This window comes from Hoeflea sp. 108 (assembly GCF_000372965.1).
Classification (GTDB): Bacteria; Pseudomonadota; Alphaproteobacteria; order Rhizobiales; family Rhizobiaceae; genus Aminobacter.
The window spans coordinates 248,703-265,768 of sequence record NZ_KB890025.1 but is presented as its reverse complement, the minus strand read 5'-3'; the positions used below and the strand labels follow the sequence as shown (position 1 = coordinate 265,768).

General features: G+C 64.4%; 16 protein-coding genes. 4 read left to right on the top strand and 12 right to left on the bottom strand.

Annotation, left to right across the window (positions count from 1 at the left end):
- Positions 1–74 precede the first annotated feature (74 nt).
- From B015_RS0127195 to B015_RS0127160, 8 genes are all read right to left on the bottom strand, one after another.
- Positions 75–1,373, bottom strand: coding sequence for a DUF4147 domain-containing protein (locus B015_RS0127195; RefSeq protein WP_040457381.1), 1,299 nt, complete (start codon positions 1,371–1,373; stop codon positions 75–77).
- Positions 1,373–2,341 carry a D-glycerate dehydrogenase gene (locus B015_RS0127190; RefSeq protein ID WP_018430923.1) on the bottom strand — a complete coding sequence of 323 codons (969 nt, stop codon included), beginning with the start codon at positions 2,339–2,341 and terminating at the stop codon, positions 1,373–1,375. Before B015_RS0127190 ends, B015_RS0127195 begins: the two co-directional genes overlap by 1 nt.
- Before the next feature lie 153 nt (positions 2,342–2,494).
- Positions 2,495–3,394 (bottom strand): succinate--CoA ligase subunit alpha, encoded by a 900-nt coding sequence (gene sucD / locus B015_RS0127185; RefSeq protein ID WP_018430922.1) that lies wholly within the window; start codon positions 3,392–3,394, stop codon positions 2,495–2,497.
- A 12-nt stretch (positions 3,395–3,406) separates the two neighbouring features.
- Positions 3,407–4,591, bottom strand: coding sequence for a malate--CoA ligase subunit beta (locus B015_RS0127180; protein WP_018430921.1), 1,185 nt, complete (start codon positions 4,589–4,591; stop codon positions 3,407–3,409).
- 13 nt (positions 4,592–4,604) lie between these two features.
- Positions 4,605–5,570, bottom strand: a complete 966-nt coding sequence (locus B015_RS0127175; RefSeq protein WP_018430920.1) for a CoA ester lyase — start codon at positions 5,568–5,570, stop codon at positions 4,605–4,607.
- 11 nt (positions 5,571–5,581) lie between these two features.
- Complete coding sequence (locus tag B015_RS0127170; protein WP_026227793.1) at positions 5,582–6,772, bottom strand: aminotransferase class V-fold PLP-dependent enzyme; 1,191 nt, start codon at positions 6,770–6,772, stop codon at positions 5,582–5,584.
- A gap of 201 nt (positions 6,773–6,973) precedes the next feature.
- On the bottom strand, positions 6,974–8,299 hold the full coding sequence (locus B015_RS0127165; RefSeq protein ID WP_026227792.1) for an FAD-binding oxidoreductase: 1,326 nt from the start codon (positions 8,297–8,299) through the stop codon (positions 6,974–6,976).
- Between the two features lie 128 nt (positions 8,300–8,427).
- The gene (locus B015_RS0127160) at positions 8,428–9,132 is read right to left on the bottom strand and encodes a GntR family transcriptional regulator (protein WP_018430917.1); all 705 of its coding nucleotides are present in this window, start codon (positions 9,130–9,132) and stop codon (positions 8,428–8,430) included.
- Positions 9,133–9,295: 163 nt separating this feature from the next.
- Between B015_RS0127160 and B015_RS0127155 the strand changes: the two genes are divergently transcribed.
- Both B015_RS0127155 and B015_RS0127150 read left to right on the top strand, forming a co-directional pair.
- The gene (locus B015_RS0127155) at positions 9,296–9,649 is read left to right on the top strand and encodes a RidA family protein (RefSeq protein ID WP_026227791.1); all 354 of its coding nucleotides are present in this window, start codon (positions 9,296–9,298) and stop codon (positions 9,647–9,649) included.
- A 30-nt stretch (positions 9,650–9,679) separates the two neighbouring features.
- The gene (locus B015_RS0127150; RefSeq protein WP_018430915.1) at positions 9,680–10,930 is read left to right on the top strand and encodes a D-amino acid dehydrogenase; all 1,251 of its coding nucleotides are present in this window, start codon (positions 9,680–9,682) and stop codon (positions 10,928–10,930) included.
- Between the two features lie 74 nt (positions 10,931–11,004).
- Here B015_RS0127150 and B015_RS0127145 read toward each other — a convergent pair whose 3' ends face one another.
- Genes B015_RS0127145 through B015_RS0127135 form a run of 3 tightly spaced genes read right to left on the bottom strand, consistent with a single transcriptional unit; the run spans position 11,005 to position 14,031 of the window.
- Positions 11,005–12,021, bottom strand: a complete 1,017-nt coding sequence (locus B015_RS0127145; protein WP_018430914.1) for a phosphotransferase family protein — start codon at positions 12,019–12,021, stop codon at positions 11,005–11,007.
- 34 nt (positions 12,022–12,055) lie between these two features.
- Positions 12,056–13,267, bottom strand: coding sequence for an acyl-CoA dehydrogenase family protein (locus tag B015_RS0127140; protein ID WP_018430913.1), 1,212 nt, complete (start codon positions 13,265–13,267; stop codon positions 12,056–12,058).
- An 8-nt stretch (positions 13,268–13,275) separates the two neighbouring features.
- Positions 13,276–14,031 (bottom strand): glucose 1-dehydrogenase, encoded by a 756-nt coding sequence (locus B015_RS0127135; RefSeq protein WP_018430912.1) that lies wholly within the window; start codon positions 14,029–14,031, stop codon positions 13,276–13,278.
- Positions 14,032–14,163: 132 nt separating this feature from the next.
- Here B015_RS0127135 and B015_RS0127130 point away from each other — a divergent pair, with 132 nt between their 5' ends.
- Positions 14,164–14,853 carry a TetR/AcrR family transcriptional regulator gene (locus tag B015_RS0127130; RefSeq protein WP_157632933.1) on the top strand — a complete coding sequence of 230 codons (690 nt, stop codon included), beginning with the start codon at positions 14,164–14,166 and terminating at the stop codon, positions 14,851–14,853.
- On the opposite strand, the gene B015_RS31695 is transcribed toward B015_RS0127130, so the two are convergent.
- The gene (locus B015_RS31695) at positions 14,854–15,303 is read right to left on the bottom strand and encodes a DUF983 domain-containing protein (protein ID WP_051092015.1); all 450 of its coding nucleotides are present in this window, start codon (positions 15,301–15,303) and stop codon (positions 14,854–14,856) included. It lies immediately after the preceding gene.
- A gap of 333 nt (positions 15,304–15,636) precedes the next feature.
- On the opposite strand from B015_RS31695, the gene B015_RS0127120 reads away from it, so the two are divergent.
- Complete coding sequence (locus B015_RS0127120; protein WP_323848128.1) at positions 15,637–17,064, top strand: cytochrome ubiquinol oxidase subunit I; 1,428 nt, start codon at positions 15,637–15,639, stop codon at positions 17,062–17,064.
- Positions 17,065–17,066: the final 2 nt, after the last annotated feature.

The following is a 17,066-nucleotide window of genomic DNA, read 5'->3' as shown; positions in this document are numbered from 1 at the left end:
GAACGTCTTCGTTTTCGAAAATGGAATATTCTGACCGCCGATGCGACAATGACCGGCAGTGGCCGAAGCTGCGACTACTGCATCAGCAAGATCTGGAGATCGGCGACATTGGTGCCGGTGGCACCCGTGATCAGCAGATCGCCCGATGATTCCAGCGCATGATAGGAATCGTTGTTTTCAAGCAGCGCCACAGGATTGCAGCCGAGCTTGCGCATCCAGCTCGTCGAGCTTGGATCGACGATCCCGCCTGCCGCATCGGTGGGACCGTCGCGACCGTCGGTGCCGCCGCTGAGAAACACCCAGGGGCGCTTGATCGAGGCCCATTCGTTGAGCAGCGCGAAACGAAGGGCGAGTTCCTGGTTGCGGCCGCCGATGCCGGTGCCCGCGACGCGCACGGTCGGCTCACCGCCGGCAACGATGGCAACGGGACCGCGCTGGTTGGCCGCGAAAATGGCCATGCGATGCAGGATCTCGGCAACGTCGGAGACATCGCCGCTCAGCCAGTCGTCGGCCTTGACCACCATCGGATAGCTGGTCTCCGCACTCTCCATCACCTTGTGCAGGCTGATGCTGTTGGAGCCGACGATGACGTTCTCGACATGGTCGAAGCTGGTTTCAGGTCCGGTCAACGGCAGATTGTCGATATGGCCGCGAAGGGTTGCGGGCAGCCTGTCATACAGGCCGTAGCGCGAGATGATGCGCAGTGCATCTGCAGCGCTTGCCGATGGCCGGGCGGTCGGCCCGCTGGCGATGGTGCCGACATCGTCGCCCGGCACATCGGACAGGATCAGCGACAGCATCTTCGCGCCGGACACGAGCTGGGCGAGCCGGCCGCCCTTTAGCCGCGAGAACTGCTGGCGCACCGCGTTGATTTCGTTGATGTCGGCGCCGCAGCGGATGAGCGCTGAATTGAGCGCGATCTTGTCGGCCAGCGACACGCCGGGGGACGGCGCGCAGATCAAGGCCGAGCCGCCGCCACTGACCAGCACAAGCACCAGGTCGCCGGGCTCGGCCGAGCGTGCGGCGCGTTCGACCGCATAGGCGCCTGCGATGCCGCCCTCGTCGGGCAAGGGATGGCCACCCGCGATGACTTCGACGCCGGGAACCGGCGCCAGGTTCTCGCGGTTGGTCACCGCGCAGGCGTGATGCAGCTTGTCACCGACAAAAGGCAGTGCTGCCCGCGCCATGGGGCAGGCAGCCTTGCCGAAGGCGATCAGGATGACGCGGTTTGCTCTGGCGATCTCGCCACGACGCGCGTCCAGCGCCGAGATGACGGCCCGTTCGGGGTCCGATGCCGCAACACCCTCGCGGAACAGCGCAATCGCCTGTTCGCGGAGCCTGGTCACTGCCGGAGCCGAACGGTCGTCGATCATCACACCACCTTGTCGGGTAAGGGGCGGCCTTCGAAGAAGGCGGTCAGATTGTCGACCGCCTTCATGCCCATGGCCACCCGGGTTTCCTCCGTGGCGCTGCCAAGATGCGGCAGCAGAACCACATTCTCCATGCCGATCAGTTCCGCCGGCACGTCGGGCTCGCCGTCATAGACGTCGAGGCCGGCGCCGGCGATCTTGCCTTCCTGAAGCGCTGCCACCAGCGCCTTCTGGTCAACCACGTCGCCACGCGCCGTGTTGATGAGAAACGCGCCGCGCTTCATCGCGGCAAGCCGGTCGGCATTGATGAGATGGCGGTTCTCGGCGCCGCCTGGGCAATGCAGCGAGACGAAATCGGCCGCGGCCAACACGTCCTCGATGCTGGCAAGCTGGCGCGCGCCCATAGCGCGGGTCTCCTCGTCATCGACCTTCGAGCGGTTGTAGAAGACGACGTCCATGTCGAAGCCGAAATGCGCCCGCTTGGCCATCGCCTTGCCGATGCGACCCATGCCGATGATGCCGATGGTCTTGCCGGTCACCTTGGTACCGATCATGTGGGTCGGGCACCAGCCCGCCCACTGCCCGGAGCGCAGCTGGCGCTCGCCCTCACCGGCCCGCCGGGCGACCGAAAGCAGAAGGCTCATGCCGATGTCGGCTGTGCAATCGGTAAGCACGCCCGGCGTGTTGGTCACGGTGATGCCACGCGCCTTGGCGGCATCGGTGTCGATATGGCTGAAACCGACGCCGAAATTGGCGAGGATCCTGGTGCGGATATCAGCGTCAGGGAAGACTGCTGCCGGCAGCTTGTCGCTCACGGTCGGCAGGATCGCATCGAAATTCAGGAATGCCGCCTTGATCTGGGTCGGGCTCAGCGGAACGTCGCCCTGGTTGAAGGTGGTGTCGAACCGTTCCGCCAGGACCTGTTCGACCGCCTGTGGCCAGCGCCGCGTGACTATAACCCGAGGTTTCATCGCATTTCCCTAGAATGAACTTGGAGCGTCGCCCGCCCGTGCGGGCCTCGACGCCGATAGACTACGCATCGACCGAAGGGAAAATCGAGACCGATCTTCCGGCCGAGGCGAGAAAGGGGAGCCGGTCGGCGCCGGCTCCCCTCGAAGGCCGGGTCAGGCGGCCTTCTTCTGCTGTTCGAGCACGCCGGCAACGGTCGGACCGAAGGCTGCGGGGGTCGGCACGATCGTCACGCCCGCCTCACGCAGGATTTCGACCTTTTCCTGGGCGGATTCGCCGAAGGCGGAGATGATGGCGCCGGCATGGCCCATGCGCTTGCCCTTCGGCGCCGAAAGGCCTGCGATGTAGGCGATCAGCGGCTTGCGCATGTTGTGCCTGGCCCATTCGGCGGCCTCGGCCTCCTGCGGACCGCCGATCTCGCCGATCATGACCACGGCGTCGGTGTCGGGATCGTCCTCAAACAGCTTGAGGATGTCCTTGAAGGACGAGCCGTTGATCGGGTCGCCGCCGATGCCGACCGAGGTCGACACGCCAATGCCGAGCGCCTTCATCTGCGAGGCTGCCTCATAGCCGAGCGTACCCGAACGGCCGACGATGCCGACACGGCCCGGCAGGTAGATGTTGCCGGGCATGATGCCCATCAGCGCCTGTCCGGGTGTGATGACGCCGGCGCAGTTGGGGCCGACGAGGCGCATGCGGTCTTCGTAGCGGAAGCGGCGCATGTAGCGCTTAACCCTCATCATGTCCTGGGAGGGAATGCCGTCGGTGATGCAGACGCAGAGCTTGAGACCGGCTTCCGCCGCTTCCATGATCGAGTCGGCCGCGAAGGGCGGCGGCACGAAGACGATGGAGGCTTCGGCGCCCGTCTCTCGCACGGCGCCCCTGACGGTGTTGAACACCGGAATGCCCTGATGGACCTGCCCGCCCTTGCCCGGCGTCACACCGCCGACGACGTTGGTGCCGTAACGCTTCATGTCGTCGGCGTGGAACGAGCCGATCTTGCCGGTGAGGCCCTGGACGATGACGCGCGTCCTGCGGTTCAAGAGTACTGCCATTTTGACCTCCCCTCAGTTCTTCTTCGATTTGGAATAGGCACGCATCGCCTCGACCGATTTCTCGGCTGCTTCGGCCAGCGTTTCGGCGACGATCACCTTCTCGCCGGACTCGGCGAGGATGCGGCGGCCCTCTTCGACATTCGTGCCGGCCAGGCGCACGACCAGCGGCACCTTCACGCCGACCTCGCGGATTGCCTTGATGACGCCCTCGGCCACCCAGTCGCAGCGGTTGATGCCGGCAAAGATGTTGACCAGGATGGTCTCGACATTCTTGTCGGCCAGCACGGCGCGAAACGCCTTGGCCACGCGTTCAGGCGAGGCACCACCGCCGATGTCGAGGAAGTTGGCCGGCTCACCGCCAGACATCTTGATCATGTCCATGGTCGCCATGGCGAGACCGGCGCCGTTGATGATGCAGCCGATGTTGCCGTCGAGGCCAACATAGGACAGGCCGCGGTCGCTGGCGAAGGTTTCGCGCGGGTCTTCCTGCGACTTGTCGCGCAACTCCGAGATTTCGGCGCGGCGGAACAACGCGTTCTCGTCGAACGACATCTTGGCGTCGAGCGCGATCAGATTGCCGTCCTTGGTGACGACGAGCGGATTGATCTCCAGCATCGATGCGTCGAAGTCGCGGAACACGCGGTAGCAGCCGAGCAGCGTCTCGACAGCCTTGCCGATCAGGCTGTTTTCGAGCCCGAGACCGAAGGCGATCTCGCGGGCCTGGAACTGCTGCATGCCGGCGCCCGGATCGACGATGGCACGAATGATCGAGTCGGGCTGCTTTTCGGCGATCTCCTCGATCTCCATGCCGCCGGAGGCGGAGGCGACGATCATGACACGCTCCGATTTACGGTCGAGCACGATGCCGAGATAGAGCTCCTGGCGGATGTCGACGGTTTCCTCGACATAGAGGCGCGACACCAGCTTGCCCTTCGGTCCGGTCTGGTGGGTCACCAGCTTACGGCCGAGCATGGCTTCGGCAGCGTCGGAAACTTCGTTGTCGGTCGTACAGATGCGGATGCCGCCGGCCTTGCCGCGGGCGCCGGAATGGATCTGCGCCTTGACCACCCACTTGCCGCCACCGATCTCGCTGGCGCGGTAGGTCGCCTGCTCGGGGCTGTAGGCAAGGCCGCCGCGCGGAATCTGCACCGAGTAGCGCGAGAGCAGTTCCTTGGCCTGGTATTCATGAATATCCATGTCGCACTCCTCCTCAGTTTGGCAGGCTCGTGCGCGACCGCGCCGACTGCTCGATTGCCTCGTGCATGACCAGCACATTGCGCGCCATGCGCTCGGATGCTGCGTCGATCATCTTGCCGTCGAGGGCGGCAGCGCCCTTGCCCTGCTCCTCGGCTTCCTTCAGCACCTCGATGATGCGGCGGGCGCGGGTGACTTCCTTTTCCGGCGGCGAAAACACCGCGTTGGCCAGTTCGATCTGCGAGGGGTGGATCGCCCATTTGCCTTCGATACCGAGCGCTGCCGCACGCTTGGCGGCGGCGATATAGGCCTCCGGATCGGAGAAGTCACCGAATGGTCCGTCGATGGGGCGCAGGCCGTAGGCGCGGCAGGCGACCGTCATGCGCGACAGGGCTGCGTGCCACTGGTCGCCGGGATAGTCGGGGTTGAGACCGCCGATGCTGACCGTGCGCGCCTTGCAGCTCGCAGCATAGTCGGCAACGCCGAAATGCATCGCCTCGAGCCGGCCGCCATAGGCGGCGATCGCCTCGACATTGGCCATGCCCAGTGCCGTCTCGATGAGTGCTTCCAGGCCGACACGGGTCTTGAAACCCTTGGCCGTTTCTATCTGGCTGACCATGGCGTCGACCATGTAGAGGTCGGCAGGCACGCCGACCTTGGGCACCAGGATGGTGTCGAGCTTGTCGCCGGCCTGCTCCATCACATCGACCACGTCGCGATACATGTAATGGGTGTCGAGGCCGTTGATACGGACCGAGATGGTCTTGCCCTTAGCGCGCCAGTCGATTTCGTTGAGCGCCTGGATGATGTTCTTCCGCGCCCGCTCCTTGTCCGGCGGCGCCACCGCATCCTCGATGTCGAGGAAGATGTAGTCGGCGTCGCCGTCGGCGGCCTTGCGGATCATCTCCGGGTTGGAGCCGGGGACAGCCAGCTCGCTGCGCTGGAGGCGCAGCTTGCGGAGGTGGTGGAGTGTATGGCTCATGCGATCCTCCCTCAGGCCGCTTTGGCGACGGCCGGCTGGGCCGACAGGCGATAGTGCTCTAGGGCGGCGCCGACGCCGGAGCCCGGCTGCACCTTCACGCCGACGTCGCGCAGCGCCATTTCGGCAGCCGAGATCGCGCCGCACATCATCACTTCGTTGACCCAGCCAAGATGGCCGATGCGGAACACCTTGCCGGCGACCTTGTTCAGGCCGACGCCGAGCGAGGTCTGGTAGCCGTGATAGGCGCGGCGCACGACTTCGGCGCTGTCGATGCCCTCGGGAACCACGATCGCGCTGACCGTGTCGGAGTTCCACTTCGCCTCCTTGGCGCAGACCTTCAGGCCCCAGGCGTCGACAGCCTTGCGCACGCCTGTCGCCAGACGGTTGTGGCGTTCGAAGATGTTGTCGAGGCCCTCCTCCTGGATCAGGTCAAGGGCAGCGCGCATGCCGCGCAGCAGCTGCACCGCCGGCGTGTAGGGGAAGTAGCCAGTGTCGTTGGCGCGGATCTGATCCTCGAAGGAGAAGTAGCAGCGGCTGAACTTCGCCTGCTTGGCAGCGGCCAGCGCCTTCTGGCTGACCGACAGGAAGCCTAGACCGGGCGGCAGCATGAAGCCCTTCTGCGAACCTGACACGGCACAGTCGACGCCCCATTCCTCCTGGCGGAAATCGATCGATCCGACCGACGACACGCCGTCGACGAAAAGCAGCGCCGGATGCTTGGCCGCATTGAGCGCAGCACGCACCGCGCCGACATCGCTGGTCACGCCTGTGGCCGTCTCGTTGTGGGTGACGAAGACCGCCTTGATGCGGTGCTCCTTGTCGGCGGCGAGACGCTCGGCATAGATCTCGACCGGAACGCCCGTACCCCATTCGACGTCGACGACGTCGACGTCGAGGCCGAAGCGCTCGGCCATGTCGACCCACAGATACGAGAACTGGCCAAAGCGCGACATCAGCACGCGGTCGCCGGGGCTGAGCGTGTTGGTGATCGCCGATTCCCAGGCGCCGGTGCCCGAGGACGGGAAAATGAAGGCGCGGCCGGTCTCGTTGCGGAACACCTTCATCAGGTCGGTGAACAGGCCGCGGGTGAAGGTCGGATAGTCAGGCGCGCGCATGTCCTCCATGGGCATGTTCATCGCCTGCCGGACAACCTCCGGAACGTTAGTCGGTCCTGGAACAAAAAGCTGTGTGAAGCCGGCCATGATATGTCCTCCCGAAGACTGCTCAGGGCGCCGTGCCCTTTCGTGGCTTTCGAGAGGATGATCGGTTTTGCCCCCGACCCTCACAACACCTGTCGGGATAGAAACGCGGACCTTTGGGCGTTGGCCCGCACCTACTCGTTCAGAGGTGCGGGCGACCGTTCGGATAGGACCGGACCTACCCGATACCAGGTGGACTGGGCGTCACACCCCCGTTGTCGGCCGGTGTTTCGTGCCGTCGATGAAGCGCTCGTAGCGGAAGGCCCTGGGATCGACCAACGGGGTGTCGTTGGTGACAAGGTCGGCTGTCAGCCGGCCAGCCGCCGGACCGATGCCGAAGCCGTGGCCGGAGAAGCCGGTCGCGAGCATCAGCCCCGGCATCGACTTGACCGGTGCAATGACCGGCACGGCATCGGGCGTGGCGTCGATGAAGCCTGCCCAGCGCTGCACCGTTGGCACGCCCTTCAGCACCGGAAACACCTTTTCCATGCTGGCACGCGCCTGCTCGAGCCGGCCTTCGGCAGGCTCCGGATCGAGTGTGCGATGCGTCTCGTAGACAGTCGCCGCGCCGTCCAGCTTCGGCGACAGCCCGAACGGGCCGCCGACGAAATCGCCGAAGCGCAGGCCGACAGAGCGCCATTCGCGCGACAGGATCGGCAGGAAGTCGGCGAAATAGCGGAAACTGTCGGGATTTACATGGTGGTAGCTGATCGTGCCGTCGGCGATGGTGTAGCCGCCGTCGAGCCGCTTGCGGTAAGCAAAACCCTCGGTCCATGCGGCACCGTCGGGACCACCCTCGACAGGTGCCGTGCGCATGACCGACGAGCGCACGGCAAGCTGCGGCAGGCGAACGCCAACATCCCGGCAGAGCCGGCTCGACCAAGCGCCACCGGCGACCACGACGGTTCCGGCGCGGATCAGGCCATTTTCAGTGACGACACCGCTGACGCGGCCGCCCTCGGTCTCGATCTCGCGCACGGCGCAGCGCAACAGGATCTGCGCGCCGGCTCTTTGTGCGGCGCGCGCAATCGCGGGCGCCGCCTTCTGCGGCTCAGCGCGACCGTCGCTTGGCGTGTGAAGTGCCGCACGAAAATTCTTCTGCGCGCCGGGCATCAGATCGGCGAGCGCCCTGCCCTCGATCATCCTCGTGTCGAGCGCATAGTCGCCGGCCGTCTTCAGCCACTCGGAATGATGCTCGACGTCGCTTTCGTCCTGGCAGAGATAGAGAATGCCGGTGCGGCGGAATCCGACGTCCTCGCCGACCAGCTGCTCGATGTCGCCCCACATCTTCAGCGCCTCGACGATCAGAGGCAGTTCGCGCGGGTCGCGGCCCATGCGCCGGCACCAGCCCCAGTTGCGGCTCGACTGCTCGCCGGCGATGTGTCCCTTCTCGCACAGGACGACCGATACGCCGCGCTTGGCCAGGAACAACGCCGTACTGACGCCGATGATGCCGCCACCGACGATCACGACATCGGCTGACTTAGGCTGGCTATCCCCTGCGGGAACCGGATCGACCGGAGGCCCCATTCACTTCTCCCAATCCCTGAAGGCCAAGCCAGCGGCGCGGCAGCCGCTACGTCTGCACAGGCGGAACCGCGTTGCAACGCCGGCCGCTCGGCCGTTGCGTTCTAAACAGGGGAAAACACAGCGCGCGGCTAGTCGGGTCTGCCGAAGAAGATCCGAGCCAGACCTTCCTTGGTCACCTCTACGGCATGGGCCGAGCTCAGCGTGATATGGCGCTCCATGAGTTCGCCACCAGCGTCGCCGTCGCGCCGCCGGAGGCAATCGATGATTGCCGCATGCTCGTCATAGGTGCCACCGCGGCGGCGGTTGCTTTCAAGGTCGATGCGCCGGAAGAACCGGATCAGCGAATTGACCGAATCCAGCGCCACCAGCATACGCTCGTTCTTGGCCAGCTTGACGATGGCGATGTGGAAGGCCTCGTCGGCCTCCGCCACCATGGCCCAGTTGGTGGTGGGGCCGAGATTGCTGTTGTTCTGCCAGATGGCGATGGTCTCGGCGATTTCGACATCGGTACCGCGCTGGCAGGCCAGGCGAAAAGCGGCGCGCTCGATGGCAGCCCTGAGTTCATAGAGTTCCTGCACGCCTTCCGGCGTAATGTCGCGGGCATAAAAGCCGCGATTGGGCACGAAGCTCATGAAGCCATCGCGCGCCAGCCGATTCAGCGCCTCGCGCACCGGCGTGCGCGATACGCCCAGCCTTGTCGCAAGCTCGACCTCGTTGACGCGCTCGCCCGGCTTGAAGCGGTAATCGACGGCCAGCTCCTTCACCGCCTCATAGACCTTCTCGACGCTGTCGGCGGCACGCCCCGGCTTTTTCGGCTTGGCTGTCTTCTGCACCCTTGGCTCCGTTCCGGCCGCCCGGTCTTTGGTTCGAGTCGGCTCTCGCTCTCGCGTCGCCGAACTAATGGCACGGCGAAGTGCAGTCCACAATCCTCTTGTGGATACACTTGTGTCGACATATAGTAGCGACGCAATAGAACCAAACCTGGAGTGTTTTCAAATGAGCAGCATCACCCGAATTGACGTTGGCCCGCGCATGAGCCAGGCGGTCGTCCACGGCAACACGGTCTATGTCGCGGGCCAGGTCGCGCTCGATGCCGGCGGCGAGAGCGTCACAGCCCAGACAAAGAACATCCTCGACCGCATCGACGCAGTTCTGGCCAAAGCCGGTACCGACAAGACCAAGCTGTTGTCCGCCTCCATATGGCTTTCCGATATTGCCGGCTTCGCCGAGATGAATACCGTCTGGGACGCCTGGGTGGCCAAGGACTGCGCGCCTGCCCGCGCCACCGTCGAATCCAAGCTGGCCGCGCCGCAGTTCACGGTCGAGATCGCCGTGATCGCCGCACTCTGAGCGGCAACGGTACAATCACGGAGATTCAGGATGCGTGTTGCCGTGCTCGGCGCCGGTGTGGCCGGCGTTACGACTGCCTATGAGCTTGCCCGTGACGGCCACGAAGTCACTGTCATCGACCGACTGCCGGAGGCGGCGGGCGAGACCAGCTTCGCCAATGCAGGGCTGATTGCGCCGGGCCATGCCTATACCTGGTCGTCGCCCAAGGCACCTCGCATCCTGCTCCGCTCGCTGTTCGACGATAGCCAGGCGTTGCGCTTCAAGCCGAGCCTGGACCCTAGACTGTGGTCGTGGTCGTGGAAGTTCCTGATGAACTGCACCGCCGAAAAGGCCCGCACCAACACCAAGCGCAAGGTCCGGCTCTGCCGCTATTCACAGGACCGGCTGATGGACATCGTCGCGGATACCGGCATCGACTATCACGGACTGGAGGGCGGGCTGCTCTATCTCTACCGCAAGCCCGAATCCTTCGCCCGTGGCTCGACCAACACCCGCATCCTCATAGAGGAAGGTCTCGATCTGCGCGCCATCTCCGCCGACGAAGCGGCACGCATCGACCCCGCGCTTGCCAAGGTCAAGGACAAGTTCGCCGGCGCCGTATACTGCCCCTCCGACGGCAGCGGCGATGCGCGTGTCTTCACCCAGAACCTCGCCCGCCATTGCCACGAGAATCTCGGCGTGAATTTCCTGTTCGACACCGAGGTCAAGGGTTTCGAAAACGTCGGCGACCGCATCGCCCGCGTCACTACCTCGAAGGGATCGGTCGAGGCCGACGAATTCGTGCTGTGCCTCGGCGTGTTCGCCCCTGACTTCGCCCGGCGGCTCGGCGTGTCGCTGCCGATCTATCCGATCAAAGGCTATTCGGTGACCATGCCATTCGACGACAGCAACCTTGCGCCAACGGTCGGCGGCGTCGACGAAGACAACCTTGTCGCTTATGCCCGCTTCGGCGACCGGCTGCGTGTCACGGCGACGGCCGAATTTGCCGGCTTCGACAAGTCGCATAAGCCAGAGGATTTCCGGCACATGCTGTCGGCGATCCGCGACCTGTTCCCCAACGGCGCCGACTTCGCCAAGCCGCAATATTGGGCCGGCCTGCGCCCGATGACGCCCGAGGGTACGCCGATCTTCGGCCGCGGCGGCCGCTTCTCCAACATGGTCTTCAATGTCGGCCACGGCCATATGGGCTGGACCATGTCGGCCGGCTCTGCCCGCATCACCGCCGACATCGTCAAACGGACCAAGCCCGGTTTCGACCCGGCCGGCATGTTGCTGCAGTAGCTGGGCCGCCTTGAAACAACAAAAAAGCCCGCATCTCCGCGGGCTTTTTTGCATCCAGCTATCGAACACCAGGCTTACCAGGGTCGCGCGCCGTCGATGATTTCCATGGCGCGCGTGGCAAAGCGGCCAGCGAGCGGCGCAACGTCAGCGGCATCGGCAGCGGCCGCATTGCCGGCGCGTACCCGGTCGGCGATGCCGACGAAGATCACCGCGAAACGGAACAGCGAAAAGACTAGGTGGAAGCGCTCGAGCGGAGCTGTGGGCACGGCATGAGCGAAGTAATGGTCGAGGAATTCACGCTGGCTCGGAATGCCCAGCGCCTCCCGGTCGAGGCCGAGAATACCGCCATATTCGTCAGGCGCCGAGTGCCAGGTCATAGAACAGAAGCCGAGATCGGCAAGCGGATGGCCAAGCGTCGAAAGCTCCCAGTCAAGGATGCCGATGACCTCGGGCTTGTCAGGATGGAACAGCAGGTTGCCAAGACGGAAATCGCCATGGGCGATGGAAACGCGGCCATCGTCGGCCGGCAGGTGTTGCGGCAGCCAGTCGGCCGCCGCTTCCAGCACCGGGATTCTTTCGCCTGGGGATTCCGCGAGCTGCCGGGTCCAGCGGCCGATCTGGCGCTCGAAATAATTGCCCGGCTTGCCATAGTCGCCGAGACCGATCTCGTCGGGACGCACGGCGTGCAGCCTGGCCATCGCCTCGGCCATGCCGAGATAGATGCCGCGCCGTTCGTCGCGTGAAAGTCCTGGCAAGGAGCAATCATGGAAGACCCGGCCTTCGAGGCGCTCCATCAGATAGAAGGGCGTGCCCAAGGGTTCATCGACGTCGTGAAAAAGCACCGGCCGCGGCACCGGCACGTCGGTCGGTGCGAGCGCCGCCAGCACGCGGTACTCGCGGTCGATGGCATGCGCCCCGCGCAGGATCGGCCCCGACGGCTTCTTGCGCAACACCATGCGGCGGCCGCCGAAATCGACGAAATAGGTCGGGTTGGACTGGCCTCCGCCGATCCGGTCGAGCCGCATGTCACCCTTGCCGAAGCGCTCGCCGAGGAATGCCTCCAGCGCCGCCGGATCGAAATCGACCTTCATTGCCTGCCTAGCCTCTGCCCCTCCCATCGTCTCCTTACGCCTCGCCTTCGACGTTCCAGCGCCAGAAGTTCGAACCTTCGTCGTTGAGCAGGCGGTTCAGCACCATCTTGTGCACTTCATCGGCGCCATCGACCAGCCGTGCCTGGCGGGCGTAACGGTAGATCCATTCGAGCACCGTGTCCTTGGAATAGCCGCGCGCACCATTGATCTGAATTGCCACATCGGCGGCGTCATGCAGCACGTTGGCGACCTGAACCTTGGCCATCGACACCTCCTTGCGGGCGAAGCCGCCGCGGTCGAGCTCCCACGCTGCCTTCATCACCAGCATGCGGCCGATCTCGATGCGCATCGCGAGCTCGCCGAGCTTGAGCTGGATGCTCTCGCGGTCGGCGAGCCGGACGCCGAAGCCGTAGCGCTCGGCGGCATAGGCCCTGGCGATCTCGACGCAGCGCTTGGACAGCCCGAGCCACCGCATGCAGTGCGTGAGACGCGCCGGCGCAAGCCGCACCTGCGTCACCTTCATGCCCCTGCCCTCGCCGGCCAGAAGGTTTTCGGCCGGGATTTCCAGCCCGTCGAATTCGAGCTCGCAATGACCGCCATGCTCCTCCGGCCCCATGATCTCGATACGACGCTTGATCGACCAGCCGGGCTGATCCTTGTGGAACAGCAGCGCCGACAGCCCGTGCTTGGGGTCATCGGAGGTGCGGGCGATCAGGATGAAGTGGCTGGCGTCCTCCGCTCCTGTTATGAACCACTTGCGGCCGCTGACCACATATCTGTCGCCACGTTTCTCGGCCCGGGTGGCGATCATCGACGGGTCGGATCCGCCGCCGGGATGCGGCTCGGTCATGGCGAAAGCCGAACGCACCTTGCCCTCGACGATCGGCTTCAGCCATCTTTCCTTCTGCCCGGGCGTGCCCAGCGCTTCCAGCACCATCATGTTGCCGTCGTCGGGCGCGGCAGAATTGAACACCACCGGGCCGAAGATCGAGCGATTCATCTCCTCGTAGCAGACGGCCATGCCCATCTTGCCGAGGCCGGCGCCGCCGGTTTCCGGCTTGAGCTGCAGACACCACAGGCCTTGCGCCCGCGCCTTGGCGCGCAATGTCTCGAGCAGCGGCAAAGCGATGTTGCCATGAACGTCATAGGACGCCTTGTCGGCCTCCAGCGGCAGGATCTCGCTGTCGACGAAATCGGCGATACGGACGCGGTAATCTTCGACGCGGGCTGGGATATCGAAATTCATGACGGGCCTCACAGCGAAGAAACGAGATGGCCGCCATCGACCTCGATCGACGAGCCGGTGATGTAGCTGCCGGCGGCGGAAGCCAGCAGAAGCAGGGCACCGTCGAGTTCCTCGGGCCTGCCCAGCCGGCGCTGGGGAATGCGCTTGACGAGCTGCTGGCCGGCCTCGGAGGAAAAGAACGCGCGGTTGATGTCTGTCTCGATGTAGCCCGGGCAGAGCGCGTTGACGCGGATGCCGTTGCGCGCCCATTCGAGCGCCAGCGCCTTGGTCAGCTGCAGCACGCCGGCCTTCGAGGCGGCATAGGCACTGAGATTGCCGGCGACGCGGTGGCCGAGGATCGAAGCGATGTTGACGATGGCGCCGCCATGTCCCGCGGCTTTCATGCTGCGCGCCACGGCCTGGGCCACGACGAACACGCCCTTCAGATTGGTGTCGAGCACGCGGTCCCATTCGGCCTCGTCGAGGTCGAGCGCGCGCCCGGCACCAGAAATGCCGGCATTGTTGATAAGAATGTCGAAACTTGGTCCCGCATCAGCCAGCGCCGCAGCCACCGATGCGCCATCGGCGACATCCATCTGGATGGCACGGGCGGCGCCGCCGGCCGCCTTGATCGCGGCACAGGCCTCGTCAAGCGTCTCCTTGCGCCGGGCCGCCAGCGTGACGGCAACGCCATGGCGCGAAAGCAGCTCGGCGAAGTGCAGCCCAAGCCCGCCGGAAGCCCCCGTTATGAGGGCCCTCTTGCCCCTGAGATCGTCGAACAGCATCAGGTTTCACCTCAAAAAACAAGCGAGCGCTCGTTTTTCTTATTCGCCTTCAACCCCTTTTGCAACAGGCCGATTGCTGCTATTCCGGCCTTGGGCGGACAGGCCCCGCCAACTCGATCGAACGGAGATCATGTGAACTTCGCCATGCACAGGCAATGGTCGAGCGCCTTTTCAACGGAAGCGCTGTGCGCGCGCATCCTCGAGCGCCACCGCGATTCGGTGCGCGTGCAGAAGCCGCATGTCGCGGTCGCCAATCTTGTCCGCATCATCGAGGCGACACTGAAGCTGTCGAACAGGCAGGGCTTCCACGCCACCAGCCTGCGCGACCTGGCCCAGGCCTCAGGCCTCAGCATGGGTGGGCTCTATTCCTATTTCGACAACAAGACGACGCTGCTATCGATGATCCTGGGCGAGGTCTCGACCACCGTAAACGAGGTGCTGACAGCGGCCTCCGACGAGATCGCCGAAGACCCCGGGTCCCACCTGAAATGGCTGATAGAGGCGCATATCCGCCTCACCGAGGCGATGCAGCCGTGGTTCGTCTTCGCCTATATGGAAGCAAAATCCTTTCCCGCAGCCGAGCGCCGCATGGCCATCGACAGCGAGGCCGCGACCGAGGAGATTTTCGCAGCCGTGCTGCGGCGCGGGGTCGAGCGCGGCACCTTTGCGGTCACCGACATCGAGCTGACGGCCTCGCTGATCAAGCCGCTCCTGCAGGACTGGTACGTCAAGCGCGCCAAGTACCGCCGGCGCGGCACCGGCATCGACGACTACATTGCAGCTGTCTCAGCCTTGGTCGAGGCATTCGTCAGGCCGCGCTGATCAGACGGCCGGCTTATGTCCGCCCTTGTCGGCGGCGATCTTGGCCTTGGCGTGCCAGTCGAAGTCGATCGAGCCTTCCTCGGCCTTGTGGAAATATTGCGAGCAGACCAGCCAGCCCTTGAGCGGGCGCAGCAGCGCCATGCATGATAGGACCGTCAGCGGCAGGGTGATGAAGATATGCACCCACAGCGGCAGGCCGAAGGCCATCTGGAACCAGACGCCGAAGGCGAGCGCGGGCACAGCGGCGATGGTCATGGCGAAGAAGGCCGGGCCATCGGCCGGATCGGCGAAGGAATAATCGAGGCCGCAAACCTCGCAACGCGGCGCGAGTTTCAGGAACCCCGAGAACAGGTGCCCCATCTGGCAGCGCGGGCAAAGGCCCTGAATGCCGGTCTTCATCGGATTGTCGGTGGGCGTGAAACCCTCGGCCTTATATCTGCTCTCAGACATGCTCGCCTCCATCATGGCGGATCGCGAATACGGGCGGCGCCACATGCCGGCCCGCCATCCATGACCGATACATAGGGCGCAATGCCCTTGCATGCAATATCGATTTGCATATAATTCGCATACGTTACATACAATATTTGTTTTGTCTTGGCATTGTATGCAGAGACGAAGGGCCGCACCCCATTCCGTGGGGCAAAATGTCCGCGTCGACTTTCCGCCGCAATGGGATCAGGATGGCGGCAATCGGGAGGCTGGTTAATATTCGTTGGAGGCCGACAGGCTTTCGGCATCGTTCAACGGCAGCCCAAGGCGGCCGTGCTTGCAGAGAGGTCCTTGATGTTCGGCCTGACAGCCCTGGAACTGGCCCGTATACAGTTCGGCTTCACAATATCCTTCCACATCATCTTCCCGGCCATCACCATCGGCCTGGCCAGCTACCTGGCCGTACTGGAAGGACTGTGGCTGTGGAAGCGCGACACGGTCTATCGCGACCTCTACCATTTCTGGTCCAAGATCTTCGCCGTCAACTTCGCCATGGGCGTCGTCTCCGGCTTGGTCATGGCCTACCAGTTCGGCACCAACTGGAGTTATTTCTCTTCCTTCGCCGGTTCGATCACCGGACCGCTGCTGGCCTATGAAGTGCTCACCGCCTTCTTCCTCGAGGCGGGCTTTCTCGGCGTCATGCTGTTCGGCTGGAACCGCGTCGGCCCCGGTCTGCACTTCTTCTCCACCATCATGGTGGCCATCGGCACACTGATCTCGGCCACCTGGATCCTTGCCTCCAATAGCTGGATGCAGACCCCGCAGGGCTTCGAGATCGTCAACAACGTCGTTGTGCCGGTGGACTGGTTCAAGGTTATCTTCAACCCGTCCTTCCCCTATCGCCTCGCCCACATGACGATCGCCGCCTTCCTGTCGACCGCGCTGTTCGTCGGCGCCGCAGGCGCATGGCATCTGCTGCGCGGCAACGACAACGCCCGCGTCCGCACCATGCTGTCGATGGCCATGTGGATGCTGCTGTTCACGGCGCCGATCCAAATCATCGCCGGCGACCTGCACGGGCTGAACACCCTCAAGCACCAGCCCGCCAAGATCGCCGCTCTCGAAGGCCACTGGGAGAACAAGCCAGGCGAGGCCGTGCCGCTGACCCTGTTCGGCATACCGGACATGGAGAAGGAAGAGACGCTCTACGCGATCAAGGTGCCGCACCTCGGCAGCCTGATCCTGACCCACACCTGGAGCGGCCAGTTCCCCGGCCTGAAGGAATACGCCAAAGAGGACCGCCCGAACTCGACTGTGGTGTTCTGGAGCTTCCGCATCATGGTCGGCCTTGGCATGCTGATGCTGCTGCTCGGCCTCTGGGGCGTATGGCTGCGCTGGCGCGGCCGGCTGTTCGAGACGCGGCTGTTCCTGCGCTTCGCCACATGGATGGGGCCGGCGGGTCTGATCGCCATCCTCGCCGGCTGGTACACCACCGAAATCGGCCGCCAGCCATGGATCGTCTATGGCGTGATGCGTACCAAGGACGCGGTGTCCAACCACTCGGCGCTGGCCATGAGCGTCACGCTGGTGGTGTTCATCGTCGTCTATTTCATCGTCTTCGGCATCGGCACCAGCTACATGCTGAAGCTGGTCGGCAAGGGCCCGGCTGAATCCGAGCACGAACCTGACGACGAAGGCGGCCGGCCTTCGCGCCCGCTGTCGGCGGCGCACGACCAGATGGACATGTTCGCCTCCGCACACCAGGACAGGAAGGGCTGAAC